Raw genomic sequence first — 20114 nt, forward strand, 5'->3', positions numbered from 1 at the left:
ACATTCGCCCATGCGGACCTCAAAGCCAGGCGATATGAGGTCCGCACGGAGATCCGACGAGCCTCCGACCACGAACAGGGGAGTCGTCTCCTTCGCGTCGCCGGAGAACCTATGATCTCAAGGAGACAACAGGTGAGTCTCTCCACGCTCGAACGCATTGACCCGCGTGCCCCGTCGACTCGACTGACCCAGTTCTTCGATCCTGATTCATTTGAACCCTTCGCCGCGGCGGACAGCTCCGGGGTGCTGGCTGGAAAGGGCACCGTCGACGATAATCCGGTCGTCGCATTTGCTACGGACGCAACCATTCAGGGCGGGGCGATGGGCCGTGACGGCTGCGCTCGGATCGTCCACGCCATTGAGGCCGCAGTGCGCCTTGACATCCCGGTGGTGGGAATCTGGCATTCCGGCGGTGCTCGGCTCCGGGAGGGCGTTGCCTCCCTCGACGGTGTCGGACGCGTCTTCGCGGCCACCGTCCGGGCATCCGGACGGATTCCGCAGCTGTCCCTGGTGCTGGGTGCCGCCGCAGGTGGCGCGGCATACGGCCCGGCGCTGACCGACATCGTCATCATGGGCCCGGATGCCAAGATCTTTGTTACCGGTCCGGACGTCGTCCGCACGGTGACCGGCGAGGACTGCACCGCCGACAGTCTGGGTGGACCCGATGTGCACGCACGCCGCAGTGGAGTGGTAGCGATCAGTTGCGACTCTGACGAGGCTGCCGTCGACCACACCCGGCGGCTGTGCGCGCTGCTTTGCGACCAGGGCGAAATCGGGCCAGTTCAGGATCGTGACCTCGGCAGCCTCCTGCCGGAGTCGGCCCGTCGCGCCTACGACGTACACCCGCTGGTGGCCGGCGTCCTCGACGACGACGTGCTTGAGCTCCATCCCAAGTGGGCACCGAACATCGTCACCGCGCTCGGTCGCCTCGGCGGCCGTACGGTCGGCGTGGTCGCCAACAACCCGCTGCGTCGCGGCGGCTGCCTCGACGCGACGTCCGCCGAAAAAGCGTCACGTTTCGTGCGCATGTGCGACTCGTTCGGAGTGCCGCTGATCGTCCTCGTCGATGTTCCGGGGTACCTGCCGGGTGTCGGCCAGGAATGGGAAGGCGTGGTCCGGCGCGGCGCGAAGCTGCTCTATGCGTTCTCCGAATGCACCGTGCCCCGCGTCACCGTGGTCACCCGAAAGGCCTACGGCGGCGCCTACATCGCGATGAACGCCCGCTGTCTGGGCGCGAGCGCCGTGTACGCATGGCCTACCGCCGAGGTCGCGGTCATGGGCGCCGAGGCCGCCGTGGGAATCCTGCACCGGCGCACATTGGCGGAGGTTCCGGTTCAGCGTCGTCCGACCGTGCTTGCCGAGCTCACCGCTGAGCACGCACGCGCGGTCGGCGGGATCGACCGGGCCGTGGAGCTGGGAGTGGTGGACGCCGTGGTGGAGCCCGCCGCCACCCGCTCGGTCCTCGCCGAAACCCTCGCCGGGGCCCCGGCCGGCCGTGGCGCCCACGGCAACATCCCCCTGTAGGGAACATCCCCCAGATCGATCGCGCGCCGTCGTCCAGACCTGCCAGCCGGGACGACGGCGCGGAGACCACCGGCTCACCCGACGAGATAGTTAGCTGAGGTGAAATAACTAAACAGGCACAACGGTTGTCCCAGGTGAAGCCCTCACTCGTGACGACCGGAAGGAACGATGACCGCGCTGCCCGACGCCACGACCGTCAACCCGCCCCGACCAGGACCACGACCACGGCCAGAACCGCGGCCAGAACCGCGGCGAGGCGGCGCACTGCTCGCGCTGTCCGTGCCGAACTACCGCCGCTACCTGAGCGGACAGGTCGTGTCGCTGGTCGGGACCTGGATGCAGATGGTCGCGCAGGGTTGGCTGGCGCTTTCGCTCGGGGCGTCCGGGACGGTGCTCGGGCTCGTCACGGCCGCGCAGTTCCTGCCGGTCCTGCTGTTCGGCGCCTACGGCGGGCTGCTGGCCGACCGGGCCGACAAGCGGCGTCTGTTGATCTATACCCAGGTCGCGTCCGGGCTGTTGGCCGCCAGCCTCGCTGTTGCCGACATCACCGGTGTCGTCCAGTTGTGGATGGTGGCACTCATCGCGGCCGGCCTCGGCACCGTGAACGCGGTGGACAACCCGACCCGGCAGAGTTTCGTCCACGAGATGGTCGGCCCGGACGTGGTGGCCAACGCCGTATCCCTTCAGTCGGTGGCGGTGAACGCGGCCAGGGCGGTGGGGCCGGGGATCGCCGGCGTGCTCATCGCCGTCGCCGGCACCGGCGTCTGTTTCATGGTCAACGCCGCGTCCTACCTGGCCGCCATCGTCGCTCTGATCCGGATCGACCCGCGTGCGCTTCGCCGGCGCGACCCGCTTCCCCGGGCCCGCGGCCAGATCCGCGAGGGCCTGGCATACGCGTTACGAACCCCGGCGCTGCGGGTTCCGCTGGTCATGATGGCGGTCATCGGCACCCTCGCCTACGAGTTCGCCGTCGTGCTTCCGCTGTTGGGCCGCGAGGTGTTCCACGGCGGCGCCGGCACCTACGGGCTGCTCACCGCGGCGATGGGCGTCGGCGCGGTGGCGGGCGGCCTGATCGTCGCCAGACGAGGCCGGGCGACGCCACGCGCCCTGGTCGGCGCTGCCGCCGGTTTCGGCATCGTCATCCTGGCGGCCTCGGTCGCGCCGGATGTCCATCTCGCCGCCGTGGCCATGATGCTGGTGGGAGCCGGCAGCGTGGCGTTCCTGTCCATCGGGAACGCCACCTTGCAACTCGCCTCCGCGCCCCACATGCGTGGCCGGATCATGGCCTTGTGGGCCGTGGCCTTCCTGGGCAGCACCCCTGTCGGGGGTCCCACCATCGGATGGATCAGCGAAGAGCTCGGTGCCCGGGCGGGCCTGGCGACCGGCGGGCTGGCCGCCCTCCTCGCGGCCGGGTACGGCGCGCGCCAGCTACTCGGTCCCGCCGGTCAGTCCGGTCAGCCCGGTCAGTCCGGTCAGCCCGGCCCCGCCGAGGACGCCGCCCTGCCGAGATCGGGTAGCCGCAGCTGCTCGCCGGGGTGACCCCGGTGCGCCTGGACGGCACTGAGGTGGTAATCCTCCGCCAGGTCGAGGAAGTCGGGCTCATGGTAGCGGCGGCCGTCCAGGGTGGGGCCGAGCGTGCCCTCCATGATTGCTTCGACGTCCTCGCCGGTGATGGTCTTGTTCGTCTCCAGTGCGTGGGTCACCGCGAGAACCTCCCGGCGGTTGTCCGACAGGATGACCTCGGTCCGCTGATAAAGCTCCTGGAGCTTGGCCTCGACCTCGTCGACGAACCCGCCACCGAGGTACCCCGGGCCGCCGCCGGGGTACGCCGGACTGGCGTCAAGAGCAGCGGCCAGCGCCGGCCGGGACGTCAGGGTGCTGCCCATCGCGTGTCGGCCGATGCTGCGGGCAACCAGCTCGGTGGCGGCGTGCAGGTCTGCGCCCACGCCCTGGGTGTGGTCACCGTCGAAGAACATCCGTTCGCCCACGATGGAGGCCAGGAAGGTCATCACATCGATCTCGACCTCGGACCGCCAGTCGACGAACCTGTCCTCCAACGGCACCGGGGCCACGAACCCGCCGGTGTCCCCACGGCGCTCGATGCTCGCCATGTCGATGACCATGTGCTTCTGCAGTCGGTACATGACCACCGCATGGCACGCCTCGTGCAGGGCGATGCTGTGGCGCTCCCGCTCCACGTACTCGTGGTCGTCGGGCAGGCCGTGTTCCTTGATTGACTTGGCGCGCAGCAGATCCGGCCAGGTGACCACCTCACGACCAGCCTTGATCGCCTGGATGAGCGCCTCGTTGACCATGTCCTTGATGCTCGCCCCGGTGGCGTACGGGCTCATCACGGCGAGCCGTTCGACCTGATCGGCGCTCACCTCGTGGCGGACCCTGTCCAGGTAGCCGTTGAAGGTCCGTACCCGGCCCTGCCTGCTCGGGTAGCCCACCTTGTAGATGCGGTCGATCCGACCGGGACGCAGCAGCGCCTCGTCCAGCGACTGCGGCATGTTCGTCGCCATCATGACCATGATCCGGTACTTCGGCGGCGACTTCGGGCGCATGCCCAGGGCACGCCGCACGACCCGGTTGAAGAAGCCACGCGGCTTCTTCAGACCCGATATCTCGGCGAGCAGTGCCTGCAGCGTTCCGTCGATGCTGGACGGGCCACCACCACCGCCGGGAACCACGAAACGTGCCTGCGCCAGTGCGCGGCGTGCCGAGGTGCTCGCATACGTCATCCCGTTACAGGGGTCACCAGGGTCGATCAGACCGATCCGGTTGCCGGCGGGCTGACCACGGTTACCCAGGGTGTCGGCCTCGTCAAAGAAAACGATCACGCCGCCGTACCGCAGGGAGAGCGTGCGCAGCTTGCGGAACAGAGCCTTGACCTTCATCACGCCGACGCCGAAGAACATGGCCCGAAACGCGCCCGGGTCGACGAAGACATAGGGCTTCCCGGTCTCACCGGCGACCGCCTCCGCGATCAGGGTCTTGCCGGTACCGGGTGGACCCCACAGCAGGATGCCGCCGGGTACGTAGCCGCCCCGATTTTCGATCTCGTGCGGCTTCTCCAGATAGAAGACCGTCTCCCTGACCCTGGACAGGACGTGATCCTGGCCCCAGACGTCGGTGAACCGGGTCTTGATGTCCTCGGGGAAGTACACCTCCACGCCGCCGCGGGACAGGAACCAGAACAGCAGCGCGAACTGCCCGATCGTAATAAACATGATCAATAGAACCTGCACCGCGAACGGGGCTGCGTGCCAGCTGTCGCCGGGGAGCCCGATGATCGCGTGAAAGACGGAGTCGTGCTTGATCCGGGCGTAACCGAACGCGAAGATCGCGACGACTGCCGTCCACGTCAGCGCGCGGCTGATGCGGTAGCGGTTCCAGTCGTCGAGCTGGAGCAGGCCGCGCTCGAGCCGGCCGAAGACCCTGTCGGTCCAGAAGACGTGGTAGTGCGCCGACCGCTCGCCGATCAACATATGGACCTGGCGAACCATCTCGATCCCGATCAGCGCCAACAGCCACCAGCTCGCCGCCGCCTGCTCACGCACGGCGTCGGTCCAGCTCATGATCGGGTTATCCGCCATGGCAGCGGCTACCACGAACACGAACAGTGCACCGAGCAGGACCAGAAACTTCACCCTGTCCCAGCGCGCCAGCGGTTTGCGCACCGGCGGGGATGGCTGCGCCGGCTGGGCCTGATTCATGATCCTTACCTCAGGTGATCGGCTTGATCGTGAACGATGTCTGAACCTTCTGGATCTCGGCGCGATGCCGGTCGTAGCACCAGGACGAACAGGCGAACACAAGCTGGTAGAGCCTGGTCTGATCACGGTCCAGCAGGCTTGTCTGGTCGACGGTCACCAGACCCGTGCCCAGGTGGAGCTGGTACACCAGATGGACGCCGTGGACGCCCCCGCCCTGGTGGACGGGATCGTCCACCAGCAGGAGGAACTCCGGGGCAAGCCGGGCCCGCTGCGGGTCCTGGCGAACCGCCACCTCCTGCGCCTGGATCTCCTGGTCGATGGAGACAAGCTGGTTGCGCAGGTCATTGGTGGACAACGTGGCCGCCTCCTCCGGCAGAAGCTGGCGGACCTGCACGAATCCCTTGGGTTGCGCCGCGTCCGGAAGCAGGAGGTTCTTGTCGTCGAATCTCGACGCGGCATCAATCCCCACGACCCACTCACGACTGGCCAGCGTCCGAGCGGCCTCCGGACTGATGTTGCGGGCGTCGATACCGACGAAGGCCGGTCCGGGCATCGGCTGATGCTGCCACGAACTCGGGATCTTGAGAAAGGTTCCGACGTCCTTGTTGGTCACATACTGGTAACGAGCTGAACCGCAACCGAGGAGAAGAACGAGGGCCGTCAGAAGCGCCGACACCGCCAACGCGACGCATCCCCGCAGCGTACCGGCGGCCGACGAGTGCACGATCATGGGGCTTTTCGCGCGCTCGGAGGCCCCAGACAACCTGGTTCTCCCGGTCACGGCCAACCTCCAGAATCTGGTGAGGCTCTGCTCATGGTGCAGCACAGCCCCCTGGATGGCACCTTCTCCGAGAAAACCAAGCGCATGAACCAGACTCGACGGCCTCGACCGACCGAGATCCAGTAGATCACCCGAAGACGCTCACCGGGCAGGCCCTATGCCGCAAGATCCGCAGGTGGGACGGGATACCCGAGAAAGAAGCCCTGTCCCTCGTCACAGCCGAGGTCACGAAGTAGGCTGCAGACCTCGTCCGACTCGATGCCCTCGGCAACCACCCTGAGATCGAGATTGTGCGCGAGATCAATGATGGACCGCACGATCGAGAAATCCCTGGGGCGACGCGCCACGTTCAGCACGAACGATTTGTCGATCTTGAGATCGTGCACCGGAAGATCGCGCAGGTAGGCGAGCGACGAGTACCCGGTCCCGAAATCATCCACGGAGATCCGGATTCCCGCGCGGCGCAACTGGGTGATGACATTCATCGCGTTGCGGGTGTTCACCATCACGGCACTCTCGGTGAGCTCAAGTTCGAGCGCCTGTGGCGGCATGCCGGTCCTGTCCAGCTCCGCCTGTACCGTCGAGATCAATTCTGCGTCGTGCAACATCCGGGCCGAGACGTTCACCGCCACGGGCAGCAACCGACCCGCGTCCCACCATGATCGCGCCTGGTCCAGGGCGAGCATGAGGACCCGGCGGGTCAACGGCCTGACCAGGTTGCTCTGTTCGGCGAACGGAACGAAACGCCCCGGCTCGACCAGGCCGTGCGACGGGTGCTGCCAGCGGACCAGCGCCTCGACCGCGGTGGTCCGCCCGGTACGCAGGTCGACCTTGGGCTGGTAGTGCAGGACCAGCTCCCCGCCCGCGATCGCCGAGCGAAGGCCGCCGAGCAGTTCAAGGCGCTCGCGGCGGTTCTGGTCGGCATCGGGGGCGTACACCGCGACCCCGACGCAGAGCTGCTTGGCCCGGTACATGGCCACGTCGGCACACCGCACCAGGGTTCCCGGATCGCTCCCGTCACCAGGCCCGATCGCGATCCCGATACTTCCCTCGACGCTCAGCGGAAGCGTGCCGACATCGATACGCTCGGCCAGGGCGGCTCGCACACGGCTCGCGACGGCAAGGGCGTCAGCGACTCCCCGCGGCGCCGACGGCAGCAGGATCGCGAACTCGTCCCCACCGAGGCGGGCGACTGTCGCGGCCGAACCGGTGGCGCGTCGTAACCGTACCGCCACCTCGCGGAGCACATCGTCACCGGCTCCGTGACCCAACGTGTCGTTGATCTCCTTGAACCGGTCGAGGTCCATCAACAGCAGGGCCAGCGCACCGCCGTCGGCCTCGACCGTGCGCAGCGCTCGCGAGATCCGGTCGTGCAGCAGGACCCGGTTCGCCAGCCCGGTCAGCGGGTCGTGCCGGGCCTGGTGGCGGACCTCCCGCTCGGCGGTATCCCGTTCGAGCGCGGCTGCCAGCACGTTGGCGACGGACTGGACGAACGCCGCCTCATCCGGGGCGAACTCCCGCCGGTACGGCGCGTACGCGACCAATACGGCGTGGCTGCGGCCAGCCGCGCCGATACGGGCCGCAACACCGTGGAAAGCAGCCCCGCGGTCGATGATCGTGGGGCCATCCGAGGCCAACGCGACCGGAATGATCGCCGCGATCGGGTGTGCCGGATCGGCCGGGTTGTCCCGGCCGGTCGCCGCCAGCACCTCGCAGCCAGGCAGACCCAGGGTGACGCGGACCACCTGGGCGGCCTCGGCGAGCAGGTCCGGGACGGTCAGCCCACCCAGAGCACGCTGACCGAGCTGGGCAACGGCCGACTGCAGCCGTTCCGCCCGCCGCAGATCGGTGACATCCTGCAGCACAACGGCAACCAGCTCCCGGCGGCCGTCCACCTGCGGGATCACCGAGATCCGTAACGCCCGCGCCGGACCGGGCCCGGCTCGACCGCGCACATCGGGGTCGGGGTCGGGGTCGGCGCCGGCGCGGCCGAGGAGATTGACGTCGCCGTGCTGGGGCCGGCCGGTCCGCGCCGCCGTGGCGGCCAGTCCCCACTCGCCGTCCAGCGCCACGCCCTCGCCACCGGGCCGCAGCATGATCCCCAGCCGGTCCAAGGGATCGCCGACCCGTAACCGCTCACCGAGCAGGCGATCGACAACCTGCGACGTCCGGCGCAGACCGAGCGCGCGGTCGTAGACCAGGACACCGACGGGAAGCTCGGCGCCCGGCACGCCCCCGGAAACGAGCTCCAACAGGGCTGTGTGTTCACCGACCGCCTCAGCGTCATGCTGGTCACGGCTCACATCGACAATCGTCCCCGAGTTGCCCGAGACGGCACCGTCCGGCGCCCGCAGCACGTTGGCACGGATCTCGACGCGCCGGTAGGCACCGTCGCGGGTCCGGTAGCGGGTCACATGCCGGCAATGATCAGAACCACCGGCCACCACCGCCATGAACAGCGCGATCGTGTGGTCGTACTCATCCGGGTGGACGTAGTCGAGGAAGTGACTCCCCAGCGACGCGACGACGTCGAAGCCCGTCACCGTCGTCCAGGCGCGGTTGAGGTACGTCCAGCGTCCCTCGGCGTCGGTCTGGAAGACGACCTCCGTGAGGGTGTCCAGGATGCCCCGACCGGGACCTTCCGGATTGTGACCTTGAAGGGACATAGCGCAGCATTATCACGACTCTCCGCCCGGCTGTAAATGCTTTGAGTAACAGTTGAACTACCATGCAGCCCCATGGGATGGCTACGCATCGCAGTCACCACGCTCCTGACGGCTAGCTCACTGCTGGCCGGGATGCCCGGCCAGGCCACCGCAGAGCCTGCAGGACATCAATTTCCCCCACCGTGCACAACCGGGTCGCCGACATGTGTGCGGGAAACGTTGACGACGATGCGTGACCAACTTCGACCACTGGAGGACCACTGCGACCATCGGGTGATCTTTTCCTTCGCCTATCTGCGCACGACCGAGGCATTCGGCGATGCGGCCGCGGTCGCGGGTTCCTTCGCCGATCCCGGGTGGGTCAACGCCGAGGACGCGCTGTTCGCCCGGTACTACTTCCGGGCCTTCGACCAGTGGGCGGCGGGCCGCCCGACCGACGTGCCGCCAGCCTGGCGGGTGGCGTTCACCGCGGCCGCCACCACAACGCTCTCAGCCGCCGGTGACCTGCTGCTCGGCATGAACGCCCATGTCACCCGCGATCTGCCGTTCGTTCTCGCCGAGCTCGGCCTGGCCGGTCCCGACGGCCACAGTCACAAGGGCGATCACGACCGTGTCAACGCGATCCTGGCGCGGGTGATGGATCCGTTGCTGGCGCAGGAGGCAGCCCGCTTCGACCCGCACCTGGATGACGGGACGCTGCGCTACGGTCTCGGCCGCGACGACCTGATCGAGATGTTGACGGCATGGCGGGAGGACGCCTGGCACGACGCAGAACGCCTGGTCGCAGCCAGGGGCACCGACGAGTACGCCGTCGTCGTGCACACGATCGAGACCAGCGCCGATGTCCGCGCACGGTTGCTGCGGGTACTGCTCGCCGACGAACAGCCGTCGACGACGGCTGTCCCCCGGGACGCCTGGTGCGCGCGCCACCACGCATCCGACGCGGTACCGTGGGCCGCGCCGACGGGTCGAGGGCAGCGGGCGGACGAGATATAGGGCACACTCGATCGGGTGGGATATTACCGACACGGCCGAAAGGTTCCGGCGTTGCCGCCCGCGCAGCGCAACGCGCTCGGAGCGGTCACCATTTTGATCGTCTTCACCATGGTCGCCCTGACCACGTGGCGGCCCGCGCAGTTCGTCGTGCCGGCGCTGGTAGTGATCGCCGGGCTCGCCGGCCTGGACCAGTCGATCGTCACATCCTCCGGTCGCACCCGACCCGGGACACCGGTCGATCCCGCCGCCGGCAGACCGGTAGGCGGCGTCCGTGGCAGGGACGCCACCGATGCCGCGACGAGCACCCTTGCCCTCCCTCGCCTACGGTCGGTCGATCCCCGCGCCGCGGTACCCAGCCGTCACCAGGCGCCGGCCGGAGAGGACGTGTTGTCCTGGTCGACCCTGGACAACGCCGGGCTGGACGACCCGCTCGCGGTCCACACGATGGCGATCGACATGCGGGCCCTGCTGGAGGACGGACCGGCGTGGGTGCGCTGACCGCCTGTTTCAGAACGCGCCGGGGGCGACGACCACCCAGTCATCACGAGCGCTCACGGGCCCATCCTGGCCCAGCCTCGCGCCCGTTCCAGGTCCGCCGGTGCGTCGCAGTCCAGGGTGGTGCGTCCGTCGGCGGGTAGCACCAGTACCCGCGGGCCCGCCAACACCGACCGCATCGACGCTCCGGCCGGCACCGCCGGGAGACGCGCACGCAGCGCGGACGTCCGCCACACCCCGGTCAGGTACTGGTGCCGGCCGGCTGGATCAACCAGGAGCGCACCCCACGGAGGATCATCGTCGGTCGGGCCGGCTCCCGTTGCGTCCCGGCCGCCACCGGCACCGGCACCGCCACCGCCCACGGCCCGCACGAGCGCGGCGACCGTCGCCGCGGTGAGAAACGGAAGATCGGCCGCGAGCACGGCGACCAAGGGTGCGCACACCAGCTCCAGACCGGCGGCGAGCGCGGCGACCGGTCCCCCGCCCGGCGGTCGCTCGCGGGTCCACACCACCGGGCGGGTCACCGCGACCCGGCGCGCCGGTCCGACCACGATCACTTCGCGCGCGCCGTCCACCGCCGCGAGAACACGATCCAGCAGGGTCTGGCCGCCGACAGTCAACGCGGGTTTGTCCACGCCGCCGAGGCGGCGGGCCGCTCCGCCGGCAAGCACCAGCGCGTCCCAGCTCATCCGCCGATCGCCGACATCGGTCGCGCGGGCTGCGCAAAGGCGGGGTCGTCAATACCGTGCCCGGCGCGCTTGCCGCGGACCGCGGCCGCCCACAGCTGCGCAAGGTGCGCGTCGTCGGCCCCGGCCCGCATGGGCGTGCGCAGGTCGGTCTCCTCGCGGGCGAACAGGCACGAGCGAACCTGCCCGTCGGCGGTAAGACGAACCCGGTCGCAGGCGGCGCAGAACGGTGCGGTCACCGAGCCGATCACGCCGACCGTGTCAGGTCCGCCGTCCACGGCGAACAACTCGGCCGGCGCGCTGCCGCGACCGGGCAGTGCCGTCAGGGTGAACTCCGACCGCAGCCGGGCGAGGATCTCCGCGCCGGTGACCATCACCCCGCGATCCCAGCTGTGCTGAGGGTCCAGCGGCATCTGCTCGATGAAGCGCAGGGCGTAGCCCCGCTCCAGGCACCATCGCAGCAGGGCGGCAGCCTCGTCGTCGTTGACGTCCCGCAGCAGCACCGCGTTGACCTTCACCGGTGCCAGCCCGGCCGCGGCCGCGGCCGCCAGACCCGCACACGCGTCCGCGAGCCGGTCCCGATGGGTAATCGCCAGGTAGCGGTCGGCCCGCAGTGTGTCCAGAGAGACGTTCACCCGCTCCAGGCCGGCGGCGCGCAGCGCACCGGCAAGGCGGGCCAGCGATGTGCCGTTGGTGGTCATGGACACCTGGGGACGCGGACGCAACGCCACCAACCGGGCGACAAGGCCGACCAGACCGGGCCGGACCGTAGGCTCACCGCCGGTCAGTCTGACCTCGGTCACTCCAAGGCGGGTGACCGCTATCCGGACGAGACGGAGTACCTCCTCGTCGGTCAGGGTCTCCTCCCCCGGCAACCACGCCAGGCCTTCGACGGGCATGCAGTAGGTGCACCGCAGATTGCAGCGGTCCGTCAACGAAACCCGCAGGTCGGTGGCGACTCGACCGAAGGAATCCCACAATGCCACCAGCTCAGCTTAGAGCGCCGGCGGATCGATCGGCGATCGGCGTCCGCGGCGTGCCACGGGGAGATCGGGCCCGGATACCGGTGTCACACTCAGATGGGCCGGCGAGGCATGCGGATCTATGGTGGAGTGGGCGCGGGTTGACCGGACAGTCCCACGGTGCCGCACGCCGCGGTGGACACTGTGTCCAGGTACGCCCGGTATAGGTCGACGGCAACGGGAGGGCACAGGCGAAATGCAGGTCTTCGGTGTCGACATCGGTGGTACCGGCATCAAGGGTGCGCCCGTCGACATCGACGAAGGGACACTGGCCGCGCCCCGCATCCGGATTCCGACGCCGCAGCCGTCGCTACCGGGCGCCATCGCCAAGACCGTTGCGGACGTGGTGGACCACTTCGGCTGGACGGGTCCGGTCGGAGCCACCTTTCCCGCCGTGCTCAAGGACGGGATCGCCAAGACCGCGGCGAACGTCGACCCGAGCTGGGTGGACACCGACCTGGCGGCCACCCTCGGCGCGGTCCTGCCAGGCGGGGTAACGGTGATCAACGACGCCGACGCCGCCGGAATCGCCGAGATGACCTTCGGTGCCGGTCGCGACGTCGGCGGTGTCGTCCTCATGACGACCTTCGGAACCGGTATCGGCACAGCGCTGTTCCTTCATGGCCAGCTCCTTGCGAACACCGAGTTCGGCCATCTTGAGATCGGTGGAAGCGTGGCGGAGACCTCGGCCTCCGAGGCGGCCCGCGAACGCGAAGATCTTTCCTGGGAGAAGTGGGCGAAGCGGGTCAGCCGCTATCTGAGCGCGCTGGAAGCGCTGCTGTGGCCCGATCTCATCATCATCGGCGGCGGCGCGAGCCGAAAGGCGGATCGATTTCTCGATCGTCTCGAAATCCGCACGAAGGTGGTCCCCGCCCAGTTGCAGAACAACGCCGGAATTGTCGGGGCCGCGCTGTTCGCCGCGGGCGACCAGACCCGTCCCAAGGCGCCGGCACGGGCACCGCGCCGGCGGCCACCGGCCACCCGGCCCCCCGGCGGCCGCCGTCCCTGACCACCCAGGATGGGCGCAGCGTGGTGTCGGCGGGAGGCCGACAGAGCGTGTCGACTCCCGGGGTGAGACACCGCCGGTATGTCGATGGCAAGGTGTGGTGGTAAGCATGAGCGGCCGGTTCGACAATCCGGACACTCACCGTTACCAAATGTGCCACGACGGATTCGGACGACGCCGATGAGGAGGCGCCATGCGTGAGCTGCGAGCGGTCGCGCTCAGCGAGGACGGCGGCTACCTCGTGCTCGCCGATACCGCGGGCGGACCCGACGCGGAAAAATTCCGGGTACCGGTTGACGACCGGCTTCGATCGGCGCTGCGCGGGGCGCGACGCAGCGAGGTACGCCAGGAAAGCGCCCTGACCCCACGGGAAATCCAGGCGCGCCTGCGAGCTGGCGAGACAACTGCCGAGGTTGCGCGGGTAGCGGGCATTCCAGTCGAGCGGGTGGAGCGCTACGAGGGCCCGGTGCTGGCCGAGCGAGCCCGGGTGGTACAGGAGGCGCGGGCGGCGCTGCTACCCAAGGACCCTGGTGGCGCCCCGGGCCGGCCGCTGGGCGAGGTTGTGGACGCCCGGCTGATGGCTGCCCAGGACGATCCCGACGGCGCGCAGTGGGATGCCTGGCGTCGGGTGGACGGAATCTGGCTGGTACAGCTGACCTCGGAGAGCCGGTGCGCGCGCTGGACCTGGGATCCGGTGGTGCGCCGGGTGCGCCCACACGATGATGCCGCCAGGGCGCTGGTGACTCCTGAGGTACCGGTCGAACCCGCCGCACCGCCGCTGCCCACGCCGCTGCCCACGCAGACCGGCACCACCCGGCCGCCCGGTCCCGCGCTGACCCTTGTGCAGGAGCCGGTCCCTGCGCAGGTTGCGCCGGTTGTGCACCCGCCGGTCACGGTGCCGCCGCCCACGCCGGTCCAGCCGGCGGCGGCACGGGGGCGGACCCACGGCGTGTCCCGGCCCGCCGCCCGGGGCGAGGCGCCCGCACGCACCCCAATTCCCCCGGCAACCCCGGCCCCGCCGGCCGCGCTGATTCGATCAGTGCAGCCGCAGCGGCCGGAACCCGCTGCGCCCGTGGCGGAGGTGCCCGAGGCCCGGCCGGTGCCGGTCACCCCGAGCGTGCCGGTTATCCCGGCGACCACGCCTGCCCCCGCAGCCGGTCTGATCGTGACCGATCCCGTCGGACCGCAGCCACGCTCCACCCCGGAGGCGGCAGCGGCGGAGGCAGCTGCCGACATCGACGACGACGCCGGACAGCCATCGCCCGGGACCCGCGGGCGTCAGGGTGCTCCCGGTCGCCCGGCTGACCGAGGCGCCGGCGGTCGCCGCGGCCGCAAGTCCGTGCCGGCATGGGACGACATCGTCTTCGGCGCCCGGCGCCCGTAGCGACGTGTCCCGTCACCACCTGCGGCTTTGTGGGGTGCTGGGAGCAGCCAGGACCGTAACCGCCGACGTCGGTCATTCGCCAAGACGTCCGTGAGGGAACCGTCACACCGACAGCGTGGAACCAAATCCCGACGAAGACTGTTGAAGATGGTGTGACTGGAACCACTACCAAACCGACGCTGACCAACCTCGACCGGTGCGACCGGTGCGGCGCGCAGGCGTATGTGCGGGTCGTGCTTCCCGGTGGCGGCGAGCTGCTGTTCTGCCGACACCACGCCAAGTCCCACGACTCCAAGCTGCGGGCCGTGGCTGCTGAATACCATGACGAAACCGACAAACTGACCATTTCCCCCTGAATCATCGTCTCCCACTGTGCGTCAGCGGCCGGACCTGCCAGATCGGCTTTCACCGATCCGGCAGGAACCCCGATATGGCGCCCCTCGCCAGCAGGTAAAAAGGACCACCTTCCGCCGAGCTTGAGCGTGTCCCCCATTACGGAGTCGTACCGTGGGTCGCGTGCCGACGGCGAACAGAGCGCTACCCGCGGGGCCACCGGTCCAGCCGCCGAAGGCGTTGGCCACCTCACGCGGACCGGTGTCCATGCGTGTTGTCACTCTCGCCCGTCAGACCGTCGCGGGGGCATGGCGCGACCGCGTTCTCGGCCTCGCGGCCGAGGCGGGCTTCTGGCAGTTGCTGTCCCTTCCCCCCCTGCTGTTGGCGGTCCTCGGCACGATCGGGTACATCGGGGACGCACTCGGTGCCGATGCCGTCGACAGTGTTCGCCAGAGCCTGCTAACCACGGCGAACGACCTGCTGACGCCCGTGGTCGTCGACGACGTGGTTCGCCCGACCATCAACGAGATCCTCACGCACGGACGCCCGGACGTGATTTCGATCGGTTTCCTGCTGTCGCTGTGGACCGGATCGTCGGCGATGGCGACCTACGTCAACACGATCACGATCGCCTCCGGACAGCGTGAGCTGCGCTCAGCGGTACGCAGCCGGCTGCTGGCACTGCAGCTCTACCTCGCCCAGGTGGCCAGTGGGGTGATCCTGCTGCCGGCGCTCGTCCTCGGGCCGGGTCTGATCTCCCGGATACTCGACGCGGAACACCACCACGTCGTGGGCTGGCTGCTGAGGATCCTGTTCTGGCCGGTCGTCGCCGTATTCTCACTGGCGATACTCGCATCCCTCTACCACCTGGCTCTGCCGTCCAGGCGACCGTGGCGGCGCGCGCTGCCCGGGGCGCTGCTGGCCATGGTGGTCTGGAATGTCGGCAGCTACCTGCTACGGCTCTACCTGGAGACCGTGTTCGGCCACGAGCTGATCTACGGCTCGGTGGCGGCGCCGGTCGCGGCGCTTCTCTTCTTCTATATCACCGCGCTCGCGGTCCTGCTCGGCGCCGAACTCAACGCCGCCATCGACGGGATGACCAAGATCGTGGTGGCGCCCGGCGAATCCCCGCCGCCGTCGGCAGGGCTCGGCGTCCCCACTGCACGCTCCCACTCCCGGTGGCGGTCCCGGCGCCGGAGCCACGTCCAGCAGGCACCCGACGGTCAGTAGGTACACGAACCGGCCGATGGCGCCACCGCGGGCGTGGCGGGGGCAGGGACCGCCGCAGCCACCAGAACGACGGCGGACGCGGCGGACGGCGGTGGACCGCTCAGACCGGCCACGAACGACGCGAGTTTGCCGGGATCGGTGACAAGCACCGACTGGCCGCCGATCTGGCCGGGCGACGTCGGAACGGTCGTCATCCGCACACCGCCGGTCCCCACACCGCGAAGCCGGACCGCGAGCGGCGCCAGGTCCGCCAGCGACGTGGCGTCGTCAACGCTGACGGCCGAGGTGACCGCGTCCATCAGCGAGCCGAGCCGGACCGGATTGGTCAACGTGCCGGTCGACGTCGCCGCCCGAAAGATCACGCCGATGAACTGCTGCTGGCGGCGGATCCGGTCGAGGTCCGCTTCGGGCAGACCGTAACGCTGCCGGACGAAGGCCAGCGCCTGCTCGCCGTTGAGGGAGTTGTCGCCTACGTGGCCATGCCAACCCGACATCTTGTCGTCGAGGTTGCTCCTGCTCCCGTTGGGCAGCGGCTTCACACACACGGTCACCCCACCCAACGCGTCGGTCATCCGCTGGAAACCGATGAAGTCGATCTGGAGGTAGTGATCGATGCGTATCTTCGTCAGTCCCTCGATGGTGCGTATCAGCAGGGACGGGCCGCCCAGGGCGAAGGCTGCGTTGAGCTTCGACCTCCCCCCGGTGTGGTTGTGTCCCGAGGCATCGGTGTAGGCGGGGATCGTCACCCACAGGTCCCGCGGAAACGAGGCGAGCGTGGTGGAACCGTTCGCGTCCAGGTGCGCCAGGATCGTCGTGTCCGACCGCTGGCCCTCGACCTCGCCGAACTCACCGCCCGTCCCGGCGCGACTGTCCGAACCGACCAGGAGGATGTTCTGGGTGTCCCCACCCGGGTCGGCCGGCCGCCGGTCCGCGGCGGGGAAGCGCAGCGGGACGCGGGTGACCTTACCGTCGTAGTAGCGCAGGGCCAGCCACCCGCCGGCGGAGACGACCAGCAGCAGGAGCGAGACAAGCCCCGCCACGACGGTGACCAGCCGACGCCCGGTGGACATCGCATCGCGGCCGTCAGGCCGCCATCCCATGGTGGCACGTTGGCCCTGGCCGTCCGGAGGCCACGTCATGGTCATGTTCCCCCGCTCACCGCACCATCGTGCCACCTACGCCAATCCTGTGGACGTTCCGCGGCCGAGGAGAAGTTCCCCGGCGCAGCTGTCGCGCCCGCGACAGCTGCGATCATCGGTTACCGTTGAATTCCGCCCGGATGGCCGGGCCGTCCGCGTCGAGTTCGGGAGCAGGCGGCCGTGTCGAGGGATCCGCCCGGCCGGGCATCTTCACCGGATTGCCAGGCAACGGCAGGCCACCGGCTTCCACCACCATGTGCCGAAAACCGGCCTGGTCCGAGGACACCGCTTCGGCGACGTCGTTGATGAGGCCGCATGGTACGCCCGCTTCGTGCAGAATCGCGAGCCATTGCGCGGCTGGCCGGGTACGTAGCGTGCCTTCTACTTCGCATTTGAACGAGTCCCGGCCGGACAGCCGGGCGTCGTTCGTGGCGAAGCGGGGGTCTGCGCCAAGATCTGCACGATCCAGCGCCTGACACAGCCGGACGAAGAGGCCGTCGTTCGCGGCACAGATCACAATACTCCGGTCCGCGCACGCGAACGTGTCGAACGGCGCGATCGAGTAATGTGCGTTACCTATGCGTGGCGGGGTTGTGCCGGTGGCGAGATAGGACAACGCAGCACCTTCGAGCAGCGACAGTGTGGCATCGAACATGGCGATGTCAATATAGGTCCCACGTCCGGTCGTGTTCCGTCCGTGCAACGCGGCTCCGATGGCACCGAAGGCGTACAGCCCGGCAGCGAGGTCCGCGATCGGCACTCCCGGCTTGACAGGTTCGCCGTCGGGCGAACCTGTGATCGACATAATGCCGGCGGCAGCCTGCACGACAGCGTCGTAGGCGGGTCGGTTTCGCCACGGTCCGGTCTGCCCAAAGCCCGAGATGCTCACGTATACCAACCGGGGATTGAGCGCTGACATCGCGGTCCAGCCCAGACCAAGCCGGTCCATCACGCCGGGCCGGAAGTTCTCGACGAGCACATCAGCCCGATCGATGATGGAAAGTAACGTCGCGTGATCGGTCGGATCCCTCAGATCGAGCGCAACCGACTGTTTGCCGCGGTTCACCCGGGCGAAGTACAGCGACCGATCGTTCATGAACGGACCGTAGGATCGGGAGTCATCTCCGTGGTCAGGCCGTTCCACCTTGATGACCCGGGCGCCGAGATCGGCCAGCATCAACGTGGAGAACGGCCCGGCCAATACCCGAGTGAGATCGACGACAAGAAGACCATCCATGGGACCCGGCGGCACAGGCACTCCTGCGACGCTACCCGTATCGGGCGCCGCGGCCTACCGTTGGAACTATGAGTGCGCACTCGGACGGAACCCCGCCTGCCCCCGACAGATCCACCGTGCTTATCGTCGCAGATAGTCCAATCCCGGTCCCGGGCAGTACGGTCGCGGCTGGCAGCACGTCAACCGTCACGTCATCCCCGGCCATGGCCGAAGGAGAAGCCGGCACGGAGGGGCAGGCCAGTCACGATCACCAGCCACCGGCCGCCTTCCGTCGATTCATGGCCGGCGGATGGGCCCCGTTGCCCACGATGACGCCGTCGCGTGATGACGTCGCGCCATACACGGCCAAACGACGTGCCCTGTTGGGCTCGCGTTTCCCGGCCGAAACACTGGTGATACCCAGCGGCGGGCTCCGGGTACGCGCAAACGACACAGATTACCCGTTCCGACCGGGAAGCGACTTTTTCTGGCTGACCGGCTGTCATGAGCCCGACGCAGTGGTGATTCTCCACCCGAGCTCGGCCGGCGACCACGAAGCCGTGCTGTATGTCGCGGACCGGTCGGACCGCTCGTCCTCGGCCTTCTACACCGACCGGCGTTACGGCGAACTATGGGTCGGTCCGCGCCCAGGGGTCCGGGAGAGATCAGCGGCCTTCGAAATCGAGTGCCGGCCGCTGCACGATCTGACCGACGCGCTGGGGCGACTGTCCCCGGCGACGACTCGGGTTGTGCGGGGCCTGGACACCGCAGTGGACCGCCAGATCCTGTGTTACTCCCCCGGCAGGTCAGGCAGGTCAGGCAGGTCCGCGGCGGGCGCGGCCGACCCCGCCGACCGGGATCTGGAACTGGCGCAGGCCCTCTCCGAGCTGCGGCTGGTCAAGGACGACTACGAGACCGCGATGCTGGAGAACGCGGTCGCGGCAACCGTGCTCGGCTTTTCCGAATGTGTACGTGAGTTGGACCACGCTATGACCCTGCCCAACGGCGAACGGTGGCTGGAAGGCACGTTCTGGCGCCGGGCGAGGGTCGACGGCAACGATGTCGGGTACGGATCGATCGTGGCCTGCGGCCACCACGCAACCGTCCTGCACTGGGTCCGTGACGACGGGCCGGTGCAGCGTGGGGACCTCGCGCTGCTGGACATGGGCGTGGAGTCCCGCTCGCTTTACACCGCCGACATCACACGCACCCTTCCCGTGGACGGACATTTCAGCAACGTGCAGCGCCAGGTGTACGACGTGGTCCATGCGGCCCAGCAGGCGGGAATCGCCGCGGTGCGACCGGACGCAAAGTTCGGCGACCCGCACCGGGCGGCAATGCGGGTGATAGCGCAGGCGCTACACGACTGGGGGCTGCTTCCGGTGAGCGTTGACGAGTCGCTGGCAGAAGACCCACAAGCCCCGAACGCCGGCATGCATCGCAGGTATACCCTGCACTCAACGTCACATATGTTGGGACTCGACGTCCACGACTGCGCGCAGGCCCGTGACGAGACCTACCGCGACGGCCCACTCGTGGCCGGGATGGTGCTGACCGTCGAGCCGGGCCTGTACTTCCAGCCCGATGACATTACGGTGCCCCCCGAGCTGCGCGGGATCGGCATCCGGATTGAGGACGACATTTTCGTCACGAACGACGGCCGCCGCAACCTGTCCGAGGCTCTTCCTCGCGCCGCTGCGGCCGTAGAAACGTGGATGGTCGGGCATCGGACCTGAGCCACACATGACCTGGGCGACAGGATGTCGACTTCTCAGCCTGTCGCCCAGGAAACAGCGGTTGCCACATACCCCCATATGGGACGCAAGTGGTACCAACCAGAGGTCCGACCTCCGTAGCCGGCACCACCGCGGCAGAACCCCACCGCTCCATGGGCCGCTGCTCGGTCGCACCGCGTCC

16 protein-coding genes are annotated in these 20114 nt (G+C 68.8%); 9 read left to right on the top strand and 7 right to left on the bottom strand.

From position 1 onward, the window contains the following. Window positions 1-132: 132 nt before the first annotated feature. Together U9983_RS00005 and U9983_RS00010 are read left to right on the top strand one after the other, a co-directional pair. The gene (locus tag U9983_RS00005) at window positions 133-1524 is read left to right on the top strand and encodes an acyl-CoA carboxylase subunit beta (protein WP_322750609.1); all 1392 of its coding nucleotides are present in this window, start codon (window positions 133-135) and stop codon (window positions 1522-1524) included. Between the two features lie 168 nt (window positions 1525-1692). Next, complete coding sequence (locus U9983_RS00010) at window positions 1693-3063, top strand: MFS transporter (protein ID WP_322752044.1); 1371 nt, start codon at window positions 1693-1695, stop codon at window positions 3061-3063. Here the strand turns inward: U9983_RS00010 and U9983_RS00015 are convergent. The 3 genes from U9983_RS00015 to U9983_RS00025 form a co-directional block, all read right to left on the bottom strand. Further along, window positions 2997-5243: an AAA family ATPase gene (locus U9983_RS00015; protein WP_322752045.1), complete on the bottom strand. Its 2247-nt coding sequence runs from the start codon at window positions 5241-5243 to the stop codon at window positions 2997-2999. The two genes, U9983_RS00010 and U9983_RS00015, sit on opposite strands and share 67 nt — an antisense overlap. A 10-nt stretch (window positions 5244-5253) precedes the next feature. Further along, window positions 5254-5973, bottom strand: coding sequence for a hypothetical protein (locus tag U9983_RS00020; RefSeq protein WP_322752046.1), 720 nt, complete (start codon window positions 5971-5973; stop codon window positions 5254-5256). Window positions 5974-6179: 206 nt separating this feature from the next. Beyond that, window positions 6180-8690 carry an EAL and GGDEF domain-containing protein gene (locus tag U9983_RS00025; protein WP_322752047.1) on the bottom strand — a complete coding sequence of 837 codons (2511 nt, stop codon included), beginning with the start codon at window positions 8688-8690 and terminating at the stop codon, window positions 6180-6182. 132 nt (window positions 8691-8822) lie between these two features. Between U9983_RS00025 and U9983_RS00030 the strand changes: the two genes are divergently transcribed. Together U9983_RS00030 and U9983_RS00035 are read left to right on the top strand one after the other, a co-directional pair. Next, a complete protein-coding gene (locus U9983_RS00030) occupies window positions 8823-9686 on the top strand; it encodes a DUF5995 family protein (RefSeq protein ID WP_322752126.1) in 864 nt (287 codons plus the stop codon). A gap of 51 nt (window positions 9687-9737) precedes the next feature. Next, window positions 9738-10184: a hypothetical protein gene (locus U9983_RS00035; protein ID WP_322752048.1), complete on the top strand. Its 447-nt coding sequence runs from the start codon at window positions 9738-9740 to the stop codon at window positions 10182-10184. Window positions 10185-10237: 53 nt separating this feature from the next. On the opposite strand, the gene mobA is transcribed toward U9983_RS00035, so the two are convergent. Together mobA and moaA are read right to left on the bottom strand one after the other, a co-directional pair. Beyond that, window positions 10238-10870 (bottom strand): molybdenum cofactor guanylyltransferase, encoded by a 633-nt coding sequence (gene mobA / locus U9983_RS00040; protein ID WP_322752049.1) that lies wholly within the window; start codon window positions 10868-10870, stop codon window positions 10238-10240. Further along, window positions 10867-11853, bottom strand: a complete 987-nt coding sequence (gene moaA / locus U9983_RS00045; protein WP_322752050.1) for a GTP 3',8-cyclase MoaA — start codon at window positions 11851-11853, stop codon at window positions 10867-10869. The genes mobA and moaA overlap by 4 nt, the downstream gene beginning before the upstream one ends. Window positions 11854-12085: 232 nt before the next feature. Between moaA and ppgK the strand changes: the two genes are divergently transcribed. The 4 genes from ppgK (at window position 12086) to U9983_RS00065 (ending at window position 15842) form a co-directional block, all read left to right on the top strand. Next, window positions 12086-12898, top strand: coding sequence for a polyphosphate--glucose phosphotransferase (gene ppgK, locus U9983_RS00050; protein ID WP_322752051.1), 813 nt, complete (start codon window positions 12086-12088; stop codon window positions 12896-12898). A 190-nt stretch (window positions 12899-13088) separates the two neighbouring features. Next, on the top strand, window positions 13089-14279 hold the full coding sequence (gene sepH, locus U9983_RS00055) for a septation protein SepH (protein WP_322752052.1): 1191 nt from the start codon (window positions 13089-13091) through the stop codon (window positions 14277-14279). A gap of 152 nt (window positions 14280-14431) precedes the next feature. Continuing rightward, window positions 14432-14635, top strand: coding sequence for a hypothetical protein (locus U9983_RS00060; RefSeq protein ID WP_131768226.1), 204 nt, complete (start codon window positions 14432-14434; stop codon window positions 14633-14635). Window positions 14636-14786: 151 nt separating this feature from the next. Continuing rightward, a complete protein-coding gene (locus U9983_RS00065) occupies window positions 14787-15842 on the top strand; it encodes a YihY/virulence factor BrkB family protein (RefSeq protein WP_322752053.1) in 1056 nt (351 codons plus the stop codon). Here U9983_RS00065 and U9983_RS00070 read toward each other — a convergent pair. Together U9983_RS00070 and U9983_RS00075 are read right to left on the bottom strand one after the other, a co-directional pair. Then, window positions 15836-16981, bottom strand: a complete 1146-nt coding sequence (locus U9983_RS00070; protein ID WP_322752054.1) for an LCP family protein — start codon at window positions 16979-16981, stop codon at window positions 15836-15838. The genes U9983_RS00065 and U9983_RS00070 overlap by 7 nt on opposite strands. A gap of 112 nt (window positions 16982-17093) precedes the next feature. After that, window positions 17094-18218, bottom strand: a complete 1125-nt coding sequence (locus U9983_RS00075; protein WP_416211228.1) for a CaiB/BaiF CoA transferase family protein — start codon at window positions 18216-18218, stop codon at window positions 17094-17096. Between the two features lie 203 nt (window positions 18219-18421). Between U9983_RS00075 and U9983_RS00080 the strand changes: the two genes are divergently transcribed. Beyond that, the gene (locus U9983_RS00080) at window positions 18422-19933 is read left to right on the top strand and encodes an aminopeptidase P family protein (RefSeq protein WP_322752056.1); all 1512 of its coding nucleotides are present in this window, start codon (window positions 18422-18424) and stop codon (window positions 19931-19933) included. The last annotated feature ends 181 nt before the right edge of the window (window positions 19934-20114 follow it).

The organism is Protofrankia sp. Cas3, assembly GCF_963555955.1.
Classification (GTDB): Bacteria; Actinomycetota; Actinomycetes; order Frankiales; family Frankiaceae; genus Protofrankia.

Bases quoted from the DNA above. Each gene is read 5' to 3' on its own strand.
- U9983_RS00010 (WP_322752044.1), top strand. From the start codon at position 1,693: ATGACCGCGCTGCCCGACGCCACGACCGTCAACCCGCCCCGACCAGGA.
- U9983_RS00015 (WP_322752045.1), bottom strand. From the start codon at position 5,243: ATGAATCAGGCCCAGCCGGCGCAGCCATCCCCGCCGGTGCGCAAACCG.
- U9983_RS00020 (WP_322752046.1), bottom strand. From the start codon at position 5,973: ATGATCGTGCACTCGTCGGCCGCCGGTACGCTGCGGGGATGCGTCGCG.
- U9983_RS00025 (WP_322752047.1), bottom strand. From the start codon at position 8,690: ATGTCCCTTCAAGGTCACAATCCGGAAGGTCCCGGTCGGGGCATCCTG.
- U9983_RS00030 (WP_322752126.1), top strand. From the start codon at position 8,823: ATGCCCGGCCAGGCCACCGCAGAGCCTGCAGGACATCAATTTCCCCCA.
- mobA (WP_322752049.1), bottom strand. From the start codon at position 10,870: ATGAGCTGGGACGCGCTGGTGCTTGCCGGCGGAGCGGCCCGCCGCCTC.
- ppgK (WP_322752051.1), top strand. From the start codon at position 12,086: ATGCAGGTCTTCGGTGTCGACATCGGTGGTACCGGCATCAAGGGTGCG.
- sepH (WP_322752052.1), top strand. From the start codon at position 13,089: ATGCGTGAGCTGCGAGCGGTCGCGCTCAGCGAGGACGGCGGCTACCTC.
- U9983_RS00070 (WP_322752054.1), bottom strand. From the start codon at position 16,981: ATGACGTGGCCTCCGGACGGCCAGGGCCAACGTGCCACCATGGGATGG.
- U9983_RS00075 (WP_416211228.1), bottom strand. From the start codon at position 18,218: ATGGATGGTCTTCTTGTCGTCGATCTCACTCGGGTATTGGCCGGGCCG.
- U9983_RS00080 (WP_322752056.1), top strand. From the start codon at position 18,422: ATGGCCGAAGGAGAAGCCGGCACGGAGGGGCAGGCCAGTCACGATCAC.